Annotated in this window: 13 protein-coding genes and 1 tRNA gene; 8 read left to right on the plus strand and 6 right to left on the minus strand. The window is 39.9% G+C overall.

Features of this window, described 5'->3' with window-relative positions; translation table 11 throughout:
- The 6 genes from mreC to K333_RS0105510 all read right to left on the minus strand — a co-directional run bounded on the left by mreC (position 1) and on the right by K333_RS0105510 (position 8,387).
- The gene (gene mreC / locus K333_RS0105485; protein ID WP_024989689.1) at positions 1-867 is read right to left on the minus strand and encodes a rod shape-determining protein MreC; all 867 of its coding nucleotides are present in this window, start codon (positions 865-867) and stop codon (positions 1-3) included.
- Positions 868-871: 4 nt separating this feature from the next.
- Positions 872-1,900, minus strand: coding sequence for a rod shape-determining protein (locus K333_RS0105490; RefSeq protein WP_024989690.1), 1,029 nt, complete (start codon positions 1,898-1,900; stop codon positions 872-874).
- A gap of 87 nt (positions 1,901-1,987) precedes the next feature.
- Entirely contained in the window at positions 1,988-2,581 is a 594-nt protein-coding gene (locus K333_RS0105495) for an IMP cyclohydrolase (RefSeq protein ID WP_027452431.1), read from the minus strand.
- 163 nt (positions 2,582-2,744) lie between these two features.
- Entirely contained in the window at positions 2,745-5,873 is a 3,129-nt protein-coding gene (locus K333_RS0105500) for a glycoside hydrolase family 2 TIM barrel-domain containing protein (protein ID WP_024989691.1), read from the minus strand.
- Between the two features lie 296 nt (positions 5,874-6,169).
- Positions 6,170-8,257, minus strand: coding sequence for a TonB-dependent receptor plug domain-containing protein (locus tag K333_RS0105505; RefSeq protein WP_024989692.1), 2,088 nt, complete (start codon positions 8,255-8,257; stop codon positions 6,170-6,172).
- 56 nt (positions 8,258-8,313) lie between these two features.
- Positions 8,314-8,387 (minus strand) — tRNA-Met (locus K333_RS0105510).
- Positions 8,388-8,659: 272 nt separating this feature from the next.
- Between K333_RS0105510 and K333_RS0105515 the strand changes: the two genes are divergently transcribed.
- The 8 genes from K333_RS0105515 (at position 8,660) to K333_RS0105550 (ending at position 17,354) form a co-directional block, all read left to right on the plus strand.
- Entirely contained in the window at positions 8,660-10,558 is a 1,899-nt protein-coding gene (locus tag K333_RS0105515; RefSeq protein WP_036886127.1) for an LptF/LptG family permease, read from the plus strand.
- Between the two features lie 17 nt (positions 10,559-10,575).
- A complete protein-coding gene (locus K333_RS0105520; RefSeq protein ID WP_024989693.1) occupies positions 10,576-11,787 on the plus strand; it encodes a bifunctional 3,4-dihydroxy-2-butanone-4-phosphate synthase/GTP cyclohydrolase II in 1,212 nt (403 codons plus the stop codon).
- Positions 11,788-11,929: 142 nt separating this feature from the next.
- Positions 11,930-13,123 carry a pyridoxal phosphate-dependent aminotransferase gene (locus K333_RS0105525; RefSeq protein ID WP_024989694.1) on the plus strand — a complete coding sequence of 398 codons (1,194 nt, stop codon included), beginning with the start codon at positions 11,930-11,932 and terminating at the stop codon, positions 13,121-13,123.
- A 218-nt stretch (positions 13,124-13,341) separates the two neighbouring features.
- On the plus strand, positions 13,342-14,181 hold the full coding sequence (locus K333_RS0105530; protein ID WP_024989695.1) for a MotA/TolQ/ExbB proton channel family protein: 840 nt from the start codon (positions 13,342-13,344) through the stop codon (positions 14,179-14,181).
- A 30-nt stretch (positions 14,182-14,211) separates the two neighbouring features.
- Positions 14,212-14,853, plus strand: a complete 642-nt coding sequence (locus tag K333_RS0105535) for an ExbD/TolR family protein (RefSeq protein WP_024989696.1) — start codon at positions 14,212-14,214, stop codon at positions 14,851-14,853.
- Position 14,854: 1 nt separating this feature from the next.
- Positions 14,855-15,514, plus strand: a complete 660-nt coding sequence (locus K333_RS0105540) for an ExbD/TolR family protein (protein WP_024989697.1) — start codon at positions 14,855-14,857, stop codon at positions 15,512-15,514.
- A 29-nt stretch (positions 15,515-15,543) separates the two neighbouring features.
- A complete protein-coding gene (locus tag K333_RS0105545) occupies positions 15,544-16,389 on the plus strand; it encodes an energy transducer TonB (RefSeq protein WP_024989698.1) in 846 nt (281 codons plus the stop codon).
- A gap of 2 nt (positions 16,390-16,391) precedes the next feature.
- Positions 16,392-17,354, plus strand: coding sequence for a PstS family phosphate ABC transporter substrate-binding protein (locus K333_RS0105550; RefSeq protein WP_024989699.1), 963 nt, complete (start codon positions 16,392-16,394; stop codon positions 17,352-17,354).
- Positions 17,355-17,411: the final 57 nt, after the last annotated feature.

The raw sequence follows: 17,411 nt of genomic DNA on the forward strand, positions 1-17,411 counted from the left end.
TCAATACTCCTCTCTAGGTTTTATGGAATCTTGTGCAGCATGCAAGATCTCCATACGTTCTTGCATAATAGCATCATCGATGATACAAACATCTCTTAAACTGCCGAAATCTGTCGACAGTTCTATCTGCAAGCGATAAGATAATCCGTCTTGCGAATTGAAGACATGCAAAATACGTCCCACTAATATTCCTGGTGGAAATACAGAGGAATAACCACTCGTCACGATTTTATCATACAAACGGAAATGTGCATGACGAGGGACATCTACGACACTTGCCAATTTACTAGAGCCACCATTCCATTTCAAATAGCCAAAATAATTGCGATTCTTAATCGATACACTTATGTTGGATTGAGAATTCAATATTGGAATCACTACAGAATAATGAGCTGAGACAAGATAAACGATGCCTACGACACCTACGCCGCAGACAACGCCCATATCTTTTCTTACTCCGTCTTCTGATCCCTTATTGAGGGTAATGAAATTGTCCCTTTTATTAAGACTATTCTCAACGACCTTAGCAGGAATCAACCTATAACCAGAAAGTGAGGCTATAAGTGGTTTATGCATAATCAGACTGTCATTGCGAGAATTCTCCAAAGAGTCTGTCAATGCCTTAATTTGATGTTCCAAGTACACATTGCGCTGTGTAAGTTGTTCATTAGCCTTTGATAACGAGAAATACGAATCTATTGCAGAATTCCATTCATAGATTTTTCCTGCTACCATATTGGCTGAAGAAAACCACACACTACCCTGATAACTGTTGTATTGAAACAACAGAACAAGACTAATTACCTCTAGAAGAACGAAAACGAACCAGTGATTATATTTCGTCAGAAACTCTATAAGGTTTCGCATATCGTTATCTCTTCAGGAATGAGAAGCGATCGACATTCTTCAATGCGATACCGGCTCCTCTTGCTACACTGTGCAAAGGATCTTCTGCAATATGGAAAGGTATATTAATCTTATCGGTAAGACGCTTATCCAAGCCACGGAGCAAGGCACCACCACCAGACAAATAGATACCATTCTTAACAATATCTGCATACAACTCTGGAGGAGTATTCTCCAAAGCACTCAAAACAGCATTTTCTATCTTTGCAACGGTCTTGTCCAAGCAATGAGCGATTTCCTGATAACATACAGGTACTTCCATTGGTAAGGCTGTAATACGGTTAGGACCATGAACGATATAATCCTCAGGAGCCTCTTCTCCTAAATCTGTCAAGGCACTACCGACGTGTATCTTAATACGCTCTGCCATACGCTCACTGACCTTAACATTGTGCTGACGACTCATATATTCCTGAATATCTGCTGTCAAATCATCACCTGCTATACGGATGGAGTTATTACTTACAATTCCACCTAATGAGATTACGGCAATCTCGGTAGAACCACCACCTATATCAACAATCATGTTACCTTCTGGAGCCTCAACATCGATACCTATACCTATAGCGGCTGCCATTGGTTCAAAAATCAAATACACATCACGACCACCAGCATGCTCCGCACTATCACGTACAGCACGAAGTTCTACCTCAGTACTACCTGAAGGAACACCGATGACCATTCGTAATGATGGTGATGGAGTTATCAGACGACTGCCTTTGCGAACCATCTGAATCAGTCCACGCATCATCTGCTCACAAGAAGTAAAATCTGCGATAACGCCATCGCGCAAAGGACGAACTGTACGGATATCGTCATGTGTTTTCTCGTACATCATCTTTGCCCTCTCACCTACAGCTATCATCTTGTTTGTACCGCGGTCTAAGGCAACAACAGAAGGCTCGTCAACAACAATCTTGTCATCACTGATAATAATAGTGTTGGCGGTACCCAGATCCATTGCAATTTCCTGAATAAATGAAAAAAGTCCCATCCTTAATGATTATAATTATTTTTTAAGCTTTAAAATCAATTGATTTATATGATTTCCTCTCTTTGGATGAGAGGAAACCTTTGTACGTTATTTTGCAAACCAAGCATGGATTGCTGTATCATAATGGCTACTTACGCCAAATGCACGTTCTGCAAACATCTTGCGCTCTTCGATTTCTGTCTGCGCTCCATTGGCATTCAGGATATCAAGAAGAACACTATATTCAGCCTTTGATGGTACGATAACAACATCCTTGAAGTTCTTCGCACCTGCACGGATCAAGGAAATACCACCTATATCGATTTTCTCTATAATATCTTGCTCTGATGCTCCACTTGCTACAGTTTGCTCAAATGGATACAAATCAACAACTACAAGATCAATTGAAGGAATCTCATACTCGTTCATCTGGGCTTGATCACCTTCATTATCGCGGCGAGCAAGTATTCCACCGAAAATTTTTGGATGTAATGTCTTTACACGACCACCCAAAATAGACGGATAAGTGGTTACGTCTTCCACCTTCTGGCACTCATAGCCCAAAGACTCTATAAACTTTTGGGTTCCGCCAGTACTTAAAAACTTAACACCTTCCTCATTCAATTTCTTAAGAAGATCCTCTAGACCATCCTTGTGAAAGACTGAGATAAGTGCAGTCTTGATTTTTTTTGTTTCAGCCATATATTATGTACATTATATATTTAGAGATTGCAAAGTTACTAATTTTGAGGAAAAACACCTATTATTTTTATAGAAAACTACAATTATTAACCAAAAAAGCGCCTTTCAAGGCGCTTTTATGGTTAGATAAAGATATCTTAAGAGATATCTAAGATTATTCTGATTAATTCCAAAGTGGAGTAATTTCAAAGCGGAATGTTCGATCTTTAAACTGAACACGATACTTAGGCAAGGCTTTTGCCTCTTTACTCCAACTATTGATTCCGCCGACACCTGTCATAGCTTGGTCGATAAACAAGTTGGTATATTGGGATTTTGGAACTTGTGGACTATGTCTTTGTCCTTTATCTTTTCCTTCATCCAGATCTTCTGTATTGTAATGTAATGCGCTCGCTGTAAACAATTCGTTCGATGTTACTCTAAACTTCTGTTTTCCATTTCCTTGATTCCACCAACGGATATCTGTCTTTGTTCCCGACTCCTGAGGACGGATATAAGGATAGAATTGTTCATCTGCGGTCTGACTATATATTGCTACATTCTGAGATTCATTTCTGTCTGAATAGTTCTCGATAGGTCCTCGACCATAGAATTCACTCTTATCCCAGCTATAAGGGGCCTGAAGCAGCATTCCGAATCGGAACATCTCCTTGACATCACTCTCCTGCAGAACTTTCATATTCTCTGTAACCTGAAGTTGACCCTTTGCATTAAAGCAGTAAGAAATTGTCAACAGGGATTTTGTTTCTGGCATATCATATACAAAGGTTGCCTCTGCTTTACCGCCGTCAACTTTCTTCAAAGTGGCATCTTTCAAGTTCAACTTTAGATCTTTCCACACCTTATATTCATACTGGAGACCTGCTCCCATATCGTTATCTGTAACAGCTCTCCAGAAGTTTGGTTTCAAGGTTCCACCTTCTCCCAAGATAGATTTTCCTGCAACCTCGTATTTTGACATCAAACCTGTCTCTGGATCAAATGCTACGTTTACGACATCGTTCGAGATTGTCATATTCTTCTTATTAATCTTCAACTTGCCTTCGGCCTTCAACTCACCAGAGACTTTTTCACCATCTGCCACCTTCATCTGACGATATGCTACAACTTGTCCTTCTTTCATCAGAGGTTCTGCTGTCTTCAAACGGAATTCTACATTCAAGAGCAGTTCATGTCCTTGATATTTATCCGCATGAAGAGGAAGCACAAACTGTGCAGAATCTTGAGGGGCGACATTCAGTTCTGCGACTTCACCGGTTTCCACCACCTTTCCGTCTGCCTGTAACTGCCATACCATCTTTACATTTTCAAGATTACGGAAGAAGTTTTCATTAAATACTTTTATTTTCCCCGACTTGGTATCAACAGGGGTTGCCCATATATTCTGATAGAAATACCCAACTTCATAAGTCTGAGGATTTGGCACGCGATCAGGATTCAGAAGTCCATTACAGTTGAAGTTATTGTCTGATGCATCATAACTGTTATAGTCTCCACCATATTTATAAATATCACGTCCCTGTGCATCCTTTCCATGCAATGCCTGATCAACGAAGTCCCAGATAAATCCACCCTGGAATTTTGGATATTTGCGAACCAAATCCCAGTATTCCTTGAATCCACCAGAAGAATTTCCCATAGCATGAGAATATTCACATTGTATCAGAGGTTTGTTAAATCGATTATCCAAAGAATATCCTTCACATCCTGCCTGTGATAAATACATCGGACAGAAGATATCCGTATTTCTTCCTGCAGCACCTGCCTGTTCGTATTGTACCGGGCGACTTGCATCCTGTCCCTTTATCCAATCATAAGCATCTTCAAAGTTCTTACTGTTCTTTGTTTCATTTCCTAAACTCCAAACAATAATACTAGGATGATTGAAATTCACCTTGACATTATGCTGGTTACGCTCCAAAATTTGTTTTGCGAACAAAGGGGTACCAGAGATCGCGTCTTTATGATAACCAAAGCCATGACTTTCTTGGTTTGCTTCTGCTACCACATAAATACCATACTCATCACAGAGTTCATACCATAACGGATCATTTGGATAGTGGCTCGTTCTGACGGCATTGATATTAAATTGCTTCATCAGTTGGATGTCCTGAATCATTCTCTCGCGACTAACGACATATCCTCCATCAGGATCCATCTCGTGTCTGTCTGCACCTTTTATATAAATAGGCTTGCCATTCAGCAACAGTTGTGAATTCTTGATTTCTACTTTTCTGAATCCTACTCGTTGCGGAATAGCCTCAACAACCTTTCCATTCTCTTTAAGAAGAACTACCACGGTGTAAAGATTAGGAACTTCTGCCGACCACTTCTTGGCATTACGAATTGTCCACACATGGTTATAATCTATATCGCGATTCTTACCACGAGAAGCTGTCAACGATTTTACGGTAGTACCTAACAATACACCTTTATTATATAGGCGATACTCTATATCAAGTCGGGCATTACGTACCAAACTCGTATTTACCTTGACATCAATATCCAGTTTACCGTCTTGATAATTATTCAAGAGGTCTGGAGTAATACGGATATCTGTAATACTAGAAGAAGGATTCTTGGTGTATAAATAAGATTCACGTGCAGTTCCACTTAAACGCCAGAAGTCTTGGTCTTCGCAATAGCTACCATCGCACCATCTAAAGGTCTGGAAAGCGATCAGATTTTTTCCTTTTTTCAGATAAGGCGTAATGTTGAATTCTGCTGCAATTTTGGAATCCTCAGCATAACCCACATATTGTCCATTTACCCACAGATAGATATTAGAGGTAACACTTCCGAAATGAGCAATTACCTCACGTCCATTCCAAGAATCCGGTATTGTGATGACTCTTCGATAAGAGCCGATGTGATTATCCTTCAAAGGAACTTCCGGAGGATTATTCTGGAAATGTCCTCTCCATGCAAAACCTACATTTACATATTCAGGATCACCATAACCATTCAACTCCCAGTTGCCCGGAACTTTCATTGTTTTCCATGAGGAGTCGTTAAAATCCAATCTATAAAAATCCTGAGGACGCTGATCAGCGTTAGGCACCCAATTGAATTTCCAATCACCATCAAGTGACAAGAAATTACCTGAAAGTATTTTGTTACCTTGCAATGCTTTATCCAACGATTCATAAGAGAAAAAACTCGTATGCATCGGATAGCGATTAACTTCGTTAACCTGCATATCGTGCCATTCGGTAAAAGTTGGTTGAACACTTGGAGCTGCCAGCACTTGCATACTAAGCCCCAAAAATGTAAGTGATGTTAGTAGTTTCATCTTGTTATTTTTAGATTTTCGATTTCAAGGTGCTAATTTAACACTATTATTCGAAATATGCAAGTTAACAGGCTTTTGATAAACAAAATTTAGGAATTTGGGATAGTTTATGCTGCTGGAGAATACTACTAGAAAGTTTTACCTTAAAAAGAAACCCGTATTACGAAGTTAACTATGTAAGGCGATGCTGTTAACTACACAAGGCTACGAAGTTAACTATGTAAAGCGATGTTGTTAACTACGTCAAGCTACGAAGTTAACTTCGTTAGCCGACGTAGTTATATACGTATTTTAAATTATAAATTCATATTCAGAGATACTCCGAAATTCACCCACAAACCAGGTTGTTTCAGGCGTCCAAAATCGACATATCTATGACTCAGGATATTATTCGCCTCACAATAGAATGTGTATAATTTCTCTGCCCAAGAGATTCTGGCATCAACGACACTATAAGGTGAATATTTTGAGAATACATAGACCTTATTGACTACGTCATAGCCACTGGCATATCTTCCATTTCGCTTCTGAAAACGGTATATTACATTAACATCCATTTTCTTCCATACGTTGAACCGAAGATCTGCAACGATTTTATGTCGTAAGTATTCCAGCACATACTGGCTAACAATTCCATCATATTTCGCTTGCTCTTGATTAGCATAAGCATACGACACTTGTAGCTTCTTGAGAACATTCTGGGAAGGAAGCAGTTCCTGAAAATCCAGATAAGAGTTGAGTTCCACTCCCACAGAATTGATTCTTCCAAAGTTGGTCGTCGTCAGAACTGGAGAATCTGACTTTGTATCTATAACCCAGTCTATCAGATTTTTCATGCGATTATAATACACACTTACGTTACTCCAGAAAGAACGAGACTGATATTTTGCTCCAAGTTCTAAGGCTGAGAGCTCTTCCGGCTTTAAATTATGGTTTGCATTAAATCCTTTGGAATTATAGTATAATTCTGTAGCGGAAGGCATACGTAACGAGGAATTGTACGATGCATATAGTTTCCAATGTTTATCTATCGAATAACCGGCATCAACACTTGGATATACTTGCATATGCATCTCTGACCAGCTGTTCTTTACGGCAATAGCACCTAAAGACATCGTAAACTTATCTAGAAGGATGTTATGCTCGATAACAAACTGCACGTTTGTACGGTTCAGCCCATATTCATAGTTTCGGTCTGTTCCATGAATATGTTTAGGGGTTTGGAGTTTTTCTCCTAAGTTTCCACTAACTAGGTCTTCGTTTCTCAATTCAGCACCAAAACCTGTTCGTCCTAACTTCCAATCAAAATATCCATTCAGATTTACGCCATAAACATCTGTACGATGGTAATTATAAGGATATGCAGAAGGGTTTTGATGAAAAAGTTCCCATTTATCAAAATTGCGATTCCAATAAATTGAAGGTCGTATATGGAATTTTCCTTCAATGTTTTCGGCCTGAACAGCTGTATAAGTCTTTAAGGTTCTCTCATACTGTTCATCAGAATAAGCACTATAGAAGGTATTACTTCCAAAGCCTTTCGTACTCATTCCACAATGCCAGTTTACTTTCCATAAACCATCATTATAGACACCTTGATAGAAGAATTTTCCTCCGGAATAGTCGGAATTCAGTTTACCAGACTTACTTCTCTGATAGCCATCACTCTTACTATAACTCGCAGAAAAAGAGTTATTCCACAATCCATTCGCCAAGTTTGCTCTAGTTCCGGCTTGCCAATATCCGTAACTTCCTCCCTTGACATTTACCGACATACTACTTTTCGAAGGTATCTTGGTCACTATATTTATGGCACCAAGAAGCGAAGAGGTACCATAAGCGCGACCGGCAGGGCCTTCCAGCACTTCGATTCGTTCGATTTCACTCAAACCAACGGGGAAATCAAAGGCATTATGTCCTGTTTGCGGATCATTGATATTGATGCCGTTCAGAAGGATTGTGACTTGCTCATAATTTCCACCTCGGATACCGACATCCGTCTGAGCTCCCAACGGCCCTCGCTGACGGACATCAACGCCTACGGCGTATTTCAGCAAATCGTTTACACTTTGTACTGGGGCAGCGATGATATCCTCACGTCCTAGTACAGTTACCATTCTAGCTTGCTGACTTAATGTCAGTGGCGCTCTAGACGCAGTCACTTGGACTTCATCCAGTTCGTAAGCCTTTTTCTGCATCGCAGAGTCGGTAGTAACCTTGCTGACATCTGTGCTTATACCTTCCGCTTTTGCATGCGAAAGAGTAGCCACACTCAATGTGCCAACAAGCACTTCCTTTCCTAATACAGAAAAGAGCGAATATCTTTTGTTCGAGAAATGCTTGAACTTAAAGATAAAGCGCTTATTAAAATTTGGTTTGTACATATAATTTAATTATAAAAAAAAATCCCTCATAAGTCTTTAACTTACAAGGGAACTTGTAGCGGGGGTGGGACCCGAACCCACGACCTCCGGATTATGAATCCGACGCTCTAACCAGCTGAGCTATCCCGCCAACGTAGCAATCGAAACATCAGTTTGTCGTTTGCGGGTGCAAAGATAGATATATTTTTTTAATACACCAAATTTTTAGCAAAATATTTTTCGTTTTCTGCAATTTTTATGTTTTGAAGAAATAACAAATACTATATTCTGAACGAACAACAACAAATGCCTACTATAAATAATAGGTATATAAAATCAAAAAAAAACGTAAAATGGCGAGTATTTGACTTTTTTGTATTAATTTTGCAAGTTGGTAATTAGTTTACCTAAGTAAGTATAGAAATGAATCTTCGTATTAAAAAGCTAGATATCTTCATTGCCAAACAGTTTGGTTTACTATTCATGGGCACATTCTTTATATGTCAGTTTGTGCTAATGATGCAATTCCTTTGGCGATATATCGACGATCTTATTGGTAAAGGACTGTCTATGGAAATCATGGCACAGTTCTTTTGGTATATGGGTTTGATGCTGGTACCTCAGGCCCTCCCACTCGCCATTCTACTATCGTCTCTGATCACATTCGGTAATTTAGGTGAATCTTCTGAACTTACAGCTATCAAAGCTGCCGGAATATCACTCATGCAGGCTTTTAGGTCGTTGATATTTATCACGATCTGCATCATGAGTATGTCTTTCTACTTTGAGAACAACATCGGTCCTAATGCTAACATGAAGCTCGCCCAGATGCTAATCTCTATGAAGCAAAAAAGTCCAGAACTTGAAATTCCTGAGGGTATCTTCTATGATGGCATTCCAAACAGTAATCTATATGTTCAAAAGAAAGATGTGAAAACGGGTAAGTTGTATGGTATCATGATATATCGTATGACTAACAGTTACGAGGATCAAGCTATCATCCTTGCCGACTCCGGAATGTTACAGTCAACTGCTGAGAAAAAGCATTTGATCCTTAAACTATGGAGCGGCGAGTGGTTCCAGAATATGCAAAGTTCGGAATTCGGAAACAGCGCAGCTGTACCATATCGTCGAGAGACTTTCACAGCGAAGAAAATTGTTATCGACTTCGATGCCGATTTCAATATGACGGATATGGCAAGCCTTTCAAACAATGCAAGAGGAAAAGGACTTGCGCAGATCCATAACGACTTGGACTCTCTGAACCTTATATATGATAGTATCGGAAGGAGCTACTATATACAGGCTCAAACTTCTTATTTCTATCATTCTGACATCAGTAAGAAGGATTCGCTGAAATATTTAAAGATGGCAGATAGGAATGATTGTAACTTTGACTCGGCATATATGCATCTGCCTCCACAAAAGAAACAGCAGGCTATATCCATAGCCATGAACAGAGTTCAAAACGCAGTAAGCGACCTTGACTTCAAAAGTATGATAACAAAAGATGGTGATAAGATTATCCGCGAACACGAAATCGAGGCCATCAATAAGTTTACGTTGGCTTTATCATGCTTGATATTTTTCTTTATTGGTGCGCCACTTGGTGCTATTATAAGAAAAGGTGGTCTTGGTCTACCAGTTATCATTTCCGTGTTGGTATTCATCATCTATTATATTCTAGACAACACCGGATACAGAATGGCGCGCGGAGGTATGTGGACGGTATGGTTCGGAAAGGGATTATCTCCGGCTATCCTCATCCCATTGGCATGCTTTGTAACTTACAAAGCCAACAAGGATTCTGTAGTCTTCAACATGGATGTGTATCGCAACTTCTTTATGCACCTCTTAGGACTTCGCATGAAGCGTCACATCTTCAGTAAAGAAGTGATCATCGAAGAACCTAAATATAAAGATGATGCTAAAGAACTTGAAATCATCAACAAATCTATCAGCATTTACAATCTGGAGCATAACCTAAAGCATGCGCCTAACTTCATAGATGTGTTCTTCAAGTTCAAGCCTGATCACAAGATTGAAGAAATGAACGAGCACTTGGAAAAAATCATTGAAGACCTCAGCAATACTAAGGATAAAGTCATATTGACTGAAATCAACAAATATCCGATCATCTCTACGAAAGCTCACACTCGACCTTTCGAAAACAAATGGATGAACGCTATTGCTGCTATTATCATCCCTGTAGGAATATTCCTATATATAAGAATGTGGTCATTCCGTTTACGTCTGTTACACGACCTACAGGTCATTAAAAACACAAACGAGAATATTATCAATAGAACAAAAGACATGTAACTAAAATAGGTATTAATATGGAAGAGTTTAAATTAAGCAAGATTGAAGATGCCTTAAAGGATTTCAAGGACGGAAAATTCGTTATCGTCGTTGACGATGAGGATCGAGAAAACGAAGGTGATCTCATCATAGCAGCAGAAAAGATAACAGCAGAAAAGGTTAATTTTATGCTCAAAAACGCACGAGGTGTACTTTGTGCGCCTATCACATTATCACGTGCTGACGAGTTGGATTTACCACGACAAGTAGAAGAAAATACTTCCATGCTTGGTACACCTTTTACTGTTACTGTCGATAAACTGGAAGGTTGCAGCACCGGTGTCTCTGCTCACGACAGAGCGGAAACAATCAAAGCTCTCGCCGACCCGAATTCTACCCCACAGACCTTTGGCCGACCTGGACATATTAATCCTCTCTACGCTCAAGATAATGGTGTTCTGCGCAGAAGTGGTCATACGGAAGCTGCCGTCGACCTATGTAAACTCACAGGACTATATCCTGCTGGTGCCTTGATGGAAATCATGAACGAAGATGGTACCATGGCACGCATGCCCGAGCTACAGGAAAAAGCTAAAGAATGGGGACTCAAGATCATAACGATAAAAGACCTTATCGCATATCGACTCAAGAAAGAATCGAGCATTGAGGTGGGCGAAGAAGTTGATCTTCCTACCGAATACGGTCACTTCCATCTCATTCCTTTCCGTCAGACAAGTAACGGCCTGGAACACATGGCACTTATCAAAGGTACATGGGAAGAAGGTGAATCTATCCTCGTCCGAGTACATTCTTCTTGTGCTACTGGTGATATCTTAGGAAGTCAACGCTGCGATTGCGGAGAGCAATTACACAAAGCTATGCAGATGATCGAGAAAGAAGGAAAAGGTGTCCTTATCTATATGCAACAAGAAGGAAGAGGTATTGGACTCATGAACAAAATTGCGGCATATAAACTTCAGGAACAAGGACTAGATACTGTTGACGCAAACATCCATCTCGGCTTCAAACCTGACGAAAGAGATTACGGATGTGGCGCACAGATGCTCCGTCACTTAGGCGTACACAAGATGAGACTCATGACCAACAATCCAACAAAACGAGTTGGACTAGAAGCATACGGATTGGAAATCGTAGAAAATGTACCTATCGAAGTAAGTCCTAACAGATTCGATGTTCGATACTTAAGAACTAAGAGAGACAGAATGGGACATACCTTACATTTGGATTAACATTTTCAATTTTATAGGCAAAACCAATGGCATTATTTCACAAATAAAAGCAAGATTGTGAAATAATGCCATATTTTTTTCTTCAAAACGAATAAAATGATTACTTTTGCAAAAACAATCAATTACAAGAATTGAAATAATTATGGCACAATTATCTAATCGTTTAAATCGCCTAGCGCCTTCCGCAACGCTGGCAATGTCACAAAAGAGTAGTGAAATGAAAGCACAGGGCATCGACGTTATCAACATGAGCGTCGGAGAACCTGATTTCATGACACCTGACCACATAAAAAAAGCTGGAAAGAAAGCTATTGAAGACAATTATTCTAAATATTCTCCAGTTCCTGGATATCCAGCATTGAAAGATGCAATTGTTGCCAAATTAAAAAAGGAAAATCAACTCGAATATAAATCAAGTGAGGTTATTGTAGGCACAGGAGGTAAACAGGGAGTATGCAACACAATCCTCGCTCTGGTAAATCCAGAAGATGAAGTTATTATCCCTGCACCATATTGGGTAAGTTATCCACAGATGGTAAAACTTGCTGGCGGCACACCTATTATTATTAACGCAGGATTTGAACAAGATTTCAAAATTACTGCAGAACAATTAGAAAAAGCCATCACACCAAAAACAAAAATGCTCATTCTTTGCTCTCCTAGCAATCCTACGGGAAGCGTATATAGCAAAGAGGAACTAGAGGAACTCGCAAAAGTAATAAGTAAGCACGAAAACTTATTCGTACTTTCTGACGAAATCTATGAGCATATCAACTATATCGGCAAGCATAACAGTATCGCACAGTTCCAAGGAATGAAAGAAAGAACTATCATTTGCAACGGTGTATCAAAAGCATATGCAATGACTGGATGGAGACTTGGTTGGGTGGCAGCTCCCGAATGGATCGTGAAGGGAATCAATAAACTCCAAGGACAATATACCAGTGGTACAAGTTCTGTAAGCCAGATGGCGGCCATCGCTGCATATACAGGAGACCAGGCCTGCGTAGAGGATATGAGAAAGGCATTTGAGCGCAGAAGAGACTTGATCGTCAAACTAGCAAAAGAGATTCCGGGATTCGAAGTAAATGTACCTCAAGGAGCTTTCTATCTCTTCCCTAAGATTTCAAGTTTCTTTGGCAAAAGCGACGGTACAACAACCATCAACAACTCCACGGATTTTGCAATGTATCTCTTGGAAAAAGCCCACGTTGCGACAGTAGGAGGAGATGCTTTCGGTGATCCAGACTGCTTCAGAATGAGTTATGCAACAAGTGACGAAAACATCATCGAAGCAATGCACAGAATCAAGGAGAACCTAGCAAAGTTGAAGTAAAATATTACTGCTGAGCAGCATTTATCGGGATATTCGTACTTTTTATGCGATTATCCCGTTAAAACTTCTTAATTAGGCACGTATTTACTTCTAATTAGTTATCTTTGCCGAGAGAAAAAGTATGCACTTTATGCGTAAAAACGCAAAATGTTAACTTTAACTACAAAGAAATTTAATAACTATAATTCATTAATAACTAAAATTTAAATTTTAAAATTATGGCAACTACAAATCAAAAGTCAAGCCCTAAGAAACAGCCAAAGGGCTTCCAGGGAGTTAGAGGCGCATTCTGGATTATCGTCGTATGCGCAGTAATCGCTTTCGTCTTGTTCTACACATGGTTCGGTGATCCTTCACACTTCCAGGATGGTGAGGCTAAAACTAACCCAGCAGACGTATGGGGTACTATCTTCAAAGGTGGTCTAGTCGTTCCAGTTATCCACACTTTGTTGTATACTGTATTGGCTATGTCTATTGAGCGTTGGTTGGCTCTTAAGACTGCTTTCGGTAAGGGTTCTCTTCCTAAGTTTGTTGCTAACATCAAGGCTGCTATGAATGCAGGTGACATCGCTAAAGCTCAGCAGCTTTGCGACAAAGAAGGTGGTTCTGTAGCTAACGTTGTAAACGCTTCACTTGCTGCTTACAAGGATATGGAATCAGGTGCTAACGCTGCTCTTAAGAAGAGCCAGAAGGTTGCTAAGATCCAGCAGGCTCACGAGGAAGCTACTCAGCTTGAGATGCCTACTCTTACAATGAACCTCCCAATCATCGCTACTATTGTAACATTGGGTACATTGACTGGTCTTCTTGGTACTGTAACCGGTATGATCCGTTCATTCTCTGCTTTGTCTGCAGGTGGTGGTGCTGACTCTGCTGCTCTATCACAGGGTATCTCTGAGGCCTTGATCAATACAGCTTTCGGTATCGCAACTTCTTGGTGTGCTGTTGTATCTTACAACTACTACACAAACAAGGTTGATAAGTTGACATACGCACTCGACGAGGTAGGTTACTCAATTGCTCAGACATACGAAGCTAACCACACAGAAGAGGCTTAATTTTTGCTAACCCTTTAAAATTTTATCGCTATGGGTAAAGTAAAAATTAAGAAAAGTGACGTTTGGATCGATATGACGCCTATGTCAGACGTTATGACCCTGTTGCTTACCTTCTTCATGCTTACTTCTACATTCGTAAAGAGTGAGCCTGTAAAGGTAAACACACCAGGTTCTGTGTCTGAAATCAAGGTGCCTGAGAACGGCGTATTAACAATCCTGGTAAGCCCAGAAAAGGATGCCGCTGGCAAACCTACTGGAGAAGGTCAGGTATTTATGAGTATTGATAATGCAGACAACCTGAAGAATACTCTCGGCTCTATGACTAGTGCTTTCAACATCACTTTAAGTCCAAAGCAAGAGGAAACCTTCGCTGGTGAGTCTACATTTGGAGTTCCTATGAAAGAGCTCGCAGCATATCTTGCTCTTCCATCACAAGCTCGTCAGAAAGCTCTTCCTACAAAGGGTATTCCTCTCGATTCTATCGATGGTGGTATGAGTGAATTCCAGCAGTGGGTAAATGCTGCACGTACAGTCAATGAGGACATCAAAATTGCTTTAAAGGCTGACGCAGCAACTCCTTACAAGACTGTTAAGAAGGTTATGAACGAGCTTCAGGATATGGACGAGAGTCATTACTACATGATTACTCAGTTAAAGAAGGAGGACGAATAATATGGCAAAAAGTAAAGAAAGTAAGCAGAAGAAAGTCAATGTACGCGTCGACTTCACACCAATGGTGGATATGTTGATGTTGTTGATTACCTTCTTCATGCTTTGTACCACATTGAGTAAGCCTCAGACCATGGAGCTAACCATGCCAAGTAATGACCAGAACACTCAAGAGGACCAGAAAAATGAGGCAAAAGCTTCAGAATCTGTTACCTTATATGTCACTGCAGACAACAAGTTGTACTATGGCGAGGGCATTCCTCAATATGACAACCCTGCTTGGTTGAAGGAAGCAACATGGGGAAATGCAAAGGATGGTATCCGTACTGTTCTTCGCAACCATGCAACAGAGAATGGAACACGTCCTGTTGAGAGAATCTCTTTAGCTGTTAAGGAGCTAAACCAGAAGAAGGCTCAAAACCCTAAGATGTATCCTGATAGCATCTATCAGAAGAAACTTAGTGAGCTCAAAGGTGGTCAGCTTCCTGACGGAGAAAAGATTCCTACTTTGACTATCATTATCAAACCTAGTGATAATGCTACATATAAGAATATGGTCGATGCTCTCGATGAAATGCAGATATTGAATATTGGAACCTACGTTATTGACAAGATTAATGACGATGATTTGAGACTTTTGAAATCTCGTAACATTAAGCTTTAATATAACGTAAAACAATTAAAACAAGAAAAATGGCAAAAATAGATTTATATGATCCTAAATGGGTCGACTTGGTGTTCGCCGACAAGAACAAAGCATATGGTGCCTACAAGCTCCGTATGGGAACTTCTGGTCGTAACATCAAAGCCTTAACAATCTTGGTAGTAGCTGCACTTCTGATTGGTGGATTCCTTGTTTATAAGATTCAAAAGCAAAAAGCTGATGAAGCTGCTCAAGCACGTCTCGAAGCTCTACAACTTTCTAAGCTTCAGGAACAAGCAAAGAAGAGAGAGAAGAAAGATGTTGTTAAGCCAAAGGTTGAACCTAAAAAGGAAATTCCAGTAGCACGTCAAACTCAGAAATTTACAGCACCTGTCATCAAGAAAGATGAACTCGTAAAAGAGGAAAATCAGGTTAAGCAGATGGACCAGTTGGACGCAAAGGTAGCAGTAGGTACAGAGAACGTAAAAGGTACTACTGACCGTACTGTTGAAGCAGTACGTAATGATATTGCCGTAGGTACTCCTCCTCCACCACCAGCTCCAAAACCAGAAGTAAGCAATAAGGTATTCGATATGGTAGAGCAGATGCCTTCTTACCCAGGTGGTACCGGTGCTTTGATGTCTTACCTTAACAGCAACATCAAATATCCTGTTGTTGCACAAGAGAATGGAGTACAAGGACGTGTTATCGTAGGCTTTGTTGTTGAGCGCGATGGTTCTATTACTGATGTAAATATTTTGAAGTCAGTAGACCCATCTCTAGATCGTGAAGCAGCACGTGTTGTACGTAGCATGCCACGCTGGACTCCTGGTAAACAGAATGGTCAGGCTGTACGTGTGAAATATAACGTACCTGTAACTTTCAGATTACAGTAATAATGAAAAGAACATTATCTTACATATTAGTAGGATTAACACTGTCTACTATTTTCTTGTTCTCTGCCTGTGGCGGGAACAAGAAAAAAAGTAGTAGAACAGATACACCGACGTCAGGGACGATAACATTCGTCTCTGACGAAAGTTTTAGTCCCATTATCGAAGAAGAACGCCAACAGTTCGAATTTGAATATCCTAAAGCACATTTAAAATCTATTTATACTGATGAGATAACAGGTTTTAAGATGCTGGAAGGTATGAAAACCTGTTTGCTTATAACATCAAGAGGATTATCAGATGGGCAAATTGCATATTTCAAGTCCAAGAATATTATTCCTCAGGTATTCCCTATTGGCTACGATGGCTTAGCGCTAATTGTAAACCGAGCAAATAATGATACTTGCATCACCGTGAACAACGTGAAGAAGATTTTGCTTGGCCAGGCTACAAAATGGAGTGATATAAATCCGGGTAGCAAAAGAGGAGATATTGAGGTAGTGTTTGACAATAGAGCAAGTGCTACTTTACATTATGTTGAGGATTCTATCTTAGGAGGAAAACACATAACAAGTCCATCGGTATTTGCTGCAAAGAATAGTAAAGCCGTTATCGACTACGTTGATAAGACTCCAAATGCTATTGGAATCATAGGTTCCAATTGGCTAAATGATAAGAGAGATTCCACAAACACAACATTTAAGAAGAATATTCATGTTATGTCGGTATCAATAGCCAAAAAGGCTACTCCAATGAACAGTTGGAAACCATACCAGGCATACTTACTGGATGGACGATACCCATTCGTAAGAACACTATATTGTAATGTGGTAGACCCAAGCAAAGCACTGCCATGGAGTTTCGCCAACTACATTACGAACCCTAGAGGACAGTTGATTATCTTTAAATCAGGCCTATTACCCTATCGTGGCGATATAACTATAAAAACTGTCGATGTTAAGAGATAATAAAAATATAAACTTTCTAAGATGTTAAACGTCTTACCAATAAATACATATTGTATT

The sequence above is a fragment of the Segatella albensis DSM 11370 = JCM 12258 genome, assembly GCF_000426565.1.
In the GTDB taxonomy this organism is placed as follows: Bacteria; Bacteroidota; Bacteroidia; order Bacteroidales; family Bacteroidaceae; genus Prevotella; species Prevotella albensis.

Coding starts and splice junctions, on each gene's coding strand:
- mreC (WP_024989689.1), bottom strand. CDS start 867: ATGCGAAACCTTATAGAGTTTCTGACGAAATATAATCACTGGTTCGTT.
- K333_RS0105490 (WP_024989690.1), bottom strand. CDS start 1,900: ATGGGACTTTTTTCATTTATTCAGGAAATTGCAATGGATCTGGGTACC.
- K333_RS0105495 (WP_027452431.1), bottom strand. CDS start 2,581: ATGGCTGAAACAAAAAAAATCAAGACTGCACTTATCTCAGTCTTTCAC.
- K333_RS0105500 (WP_024989691.1), bottom strand. CDS start 5,873: ATGAAACTACTAACATCACTTACATTTTTGGGGCTTAGTATGCAAGTG.
- K333_RS0105505 (WP_024989692.1), bottom strand. CDS start 8,257: ATGTACAAACCAAATTTTAATAAGCGCTTTATCTTTAAGTTCAAGCAT.
- K333_RS0105515 (WP_036886127.1), top strand. CDS start 8,660: ATGAATCTTCGTATTAAAAAGCTAGATATCTTCATTGCCAAACAGTTT.
- K333_RS0105520 (WP_024989693.1), top strand. CDS start 10,576: ATGGAAGAGTTTAAATTAAGCAAGATTGAAGATGCCTTAAAGGATTTC.
- K333_RS0105525 (WP_024989694.1), top strand. CDS start 11,930: ATGGCACAATTATCTAATCGTTTAAATCGCCTAGCGCCTTCCGCAACG.
- K333_RS0105530 (WP_024989695.1), top strand. CDS start 13,342: ATGGCAACTACAAATCAAAAGTCAAGCCCTAAGAAACAGCCAAAGGGC.
- K333_RS0105535 (WP_024989696.1), top strand. CDS start 14,212: ATGGGTAAAGTAAAAATTAAGAAAAGTGACGTTTGGATCGATATGACG.
- K333_RS0105540 (WP_024989697.1), top strand. CDS start 14,855: ATGGCAAAAAGTAAAGAAAGTAAGCAGAAGAAAGTCAATGTACGCGTC.
- K333_RS0105545 (WP_024989698.1), top strand. CDS start 15,544: ATGGCAAAAATAGATTTATATGATCCTAAATGGGTCGACTTGGTGTTC.
- K333_RS0105550 (WP_024989699.1), top strand. CDS start 16,392: ATGAAAAGAACATTATCTTACATATTAGTAGGATTAACACTGTCTACT.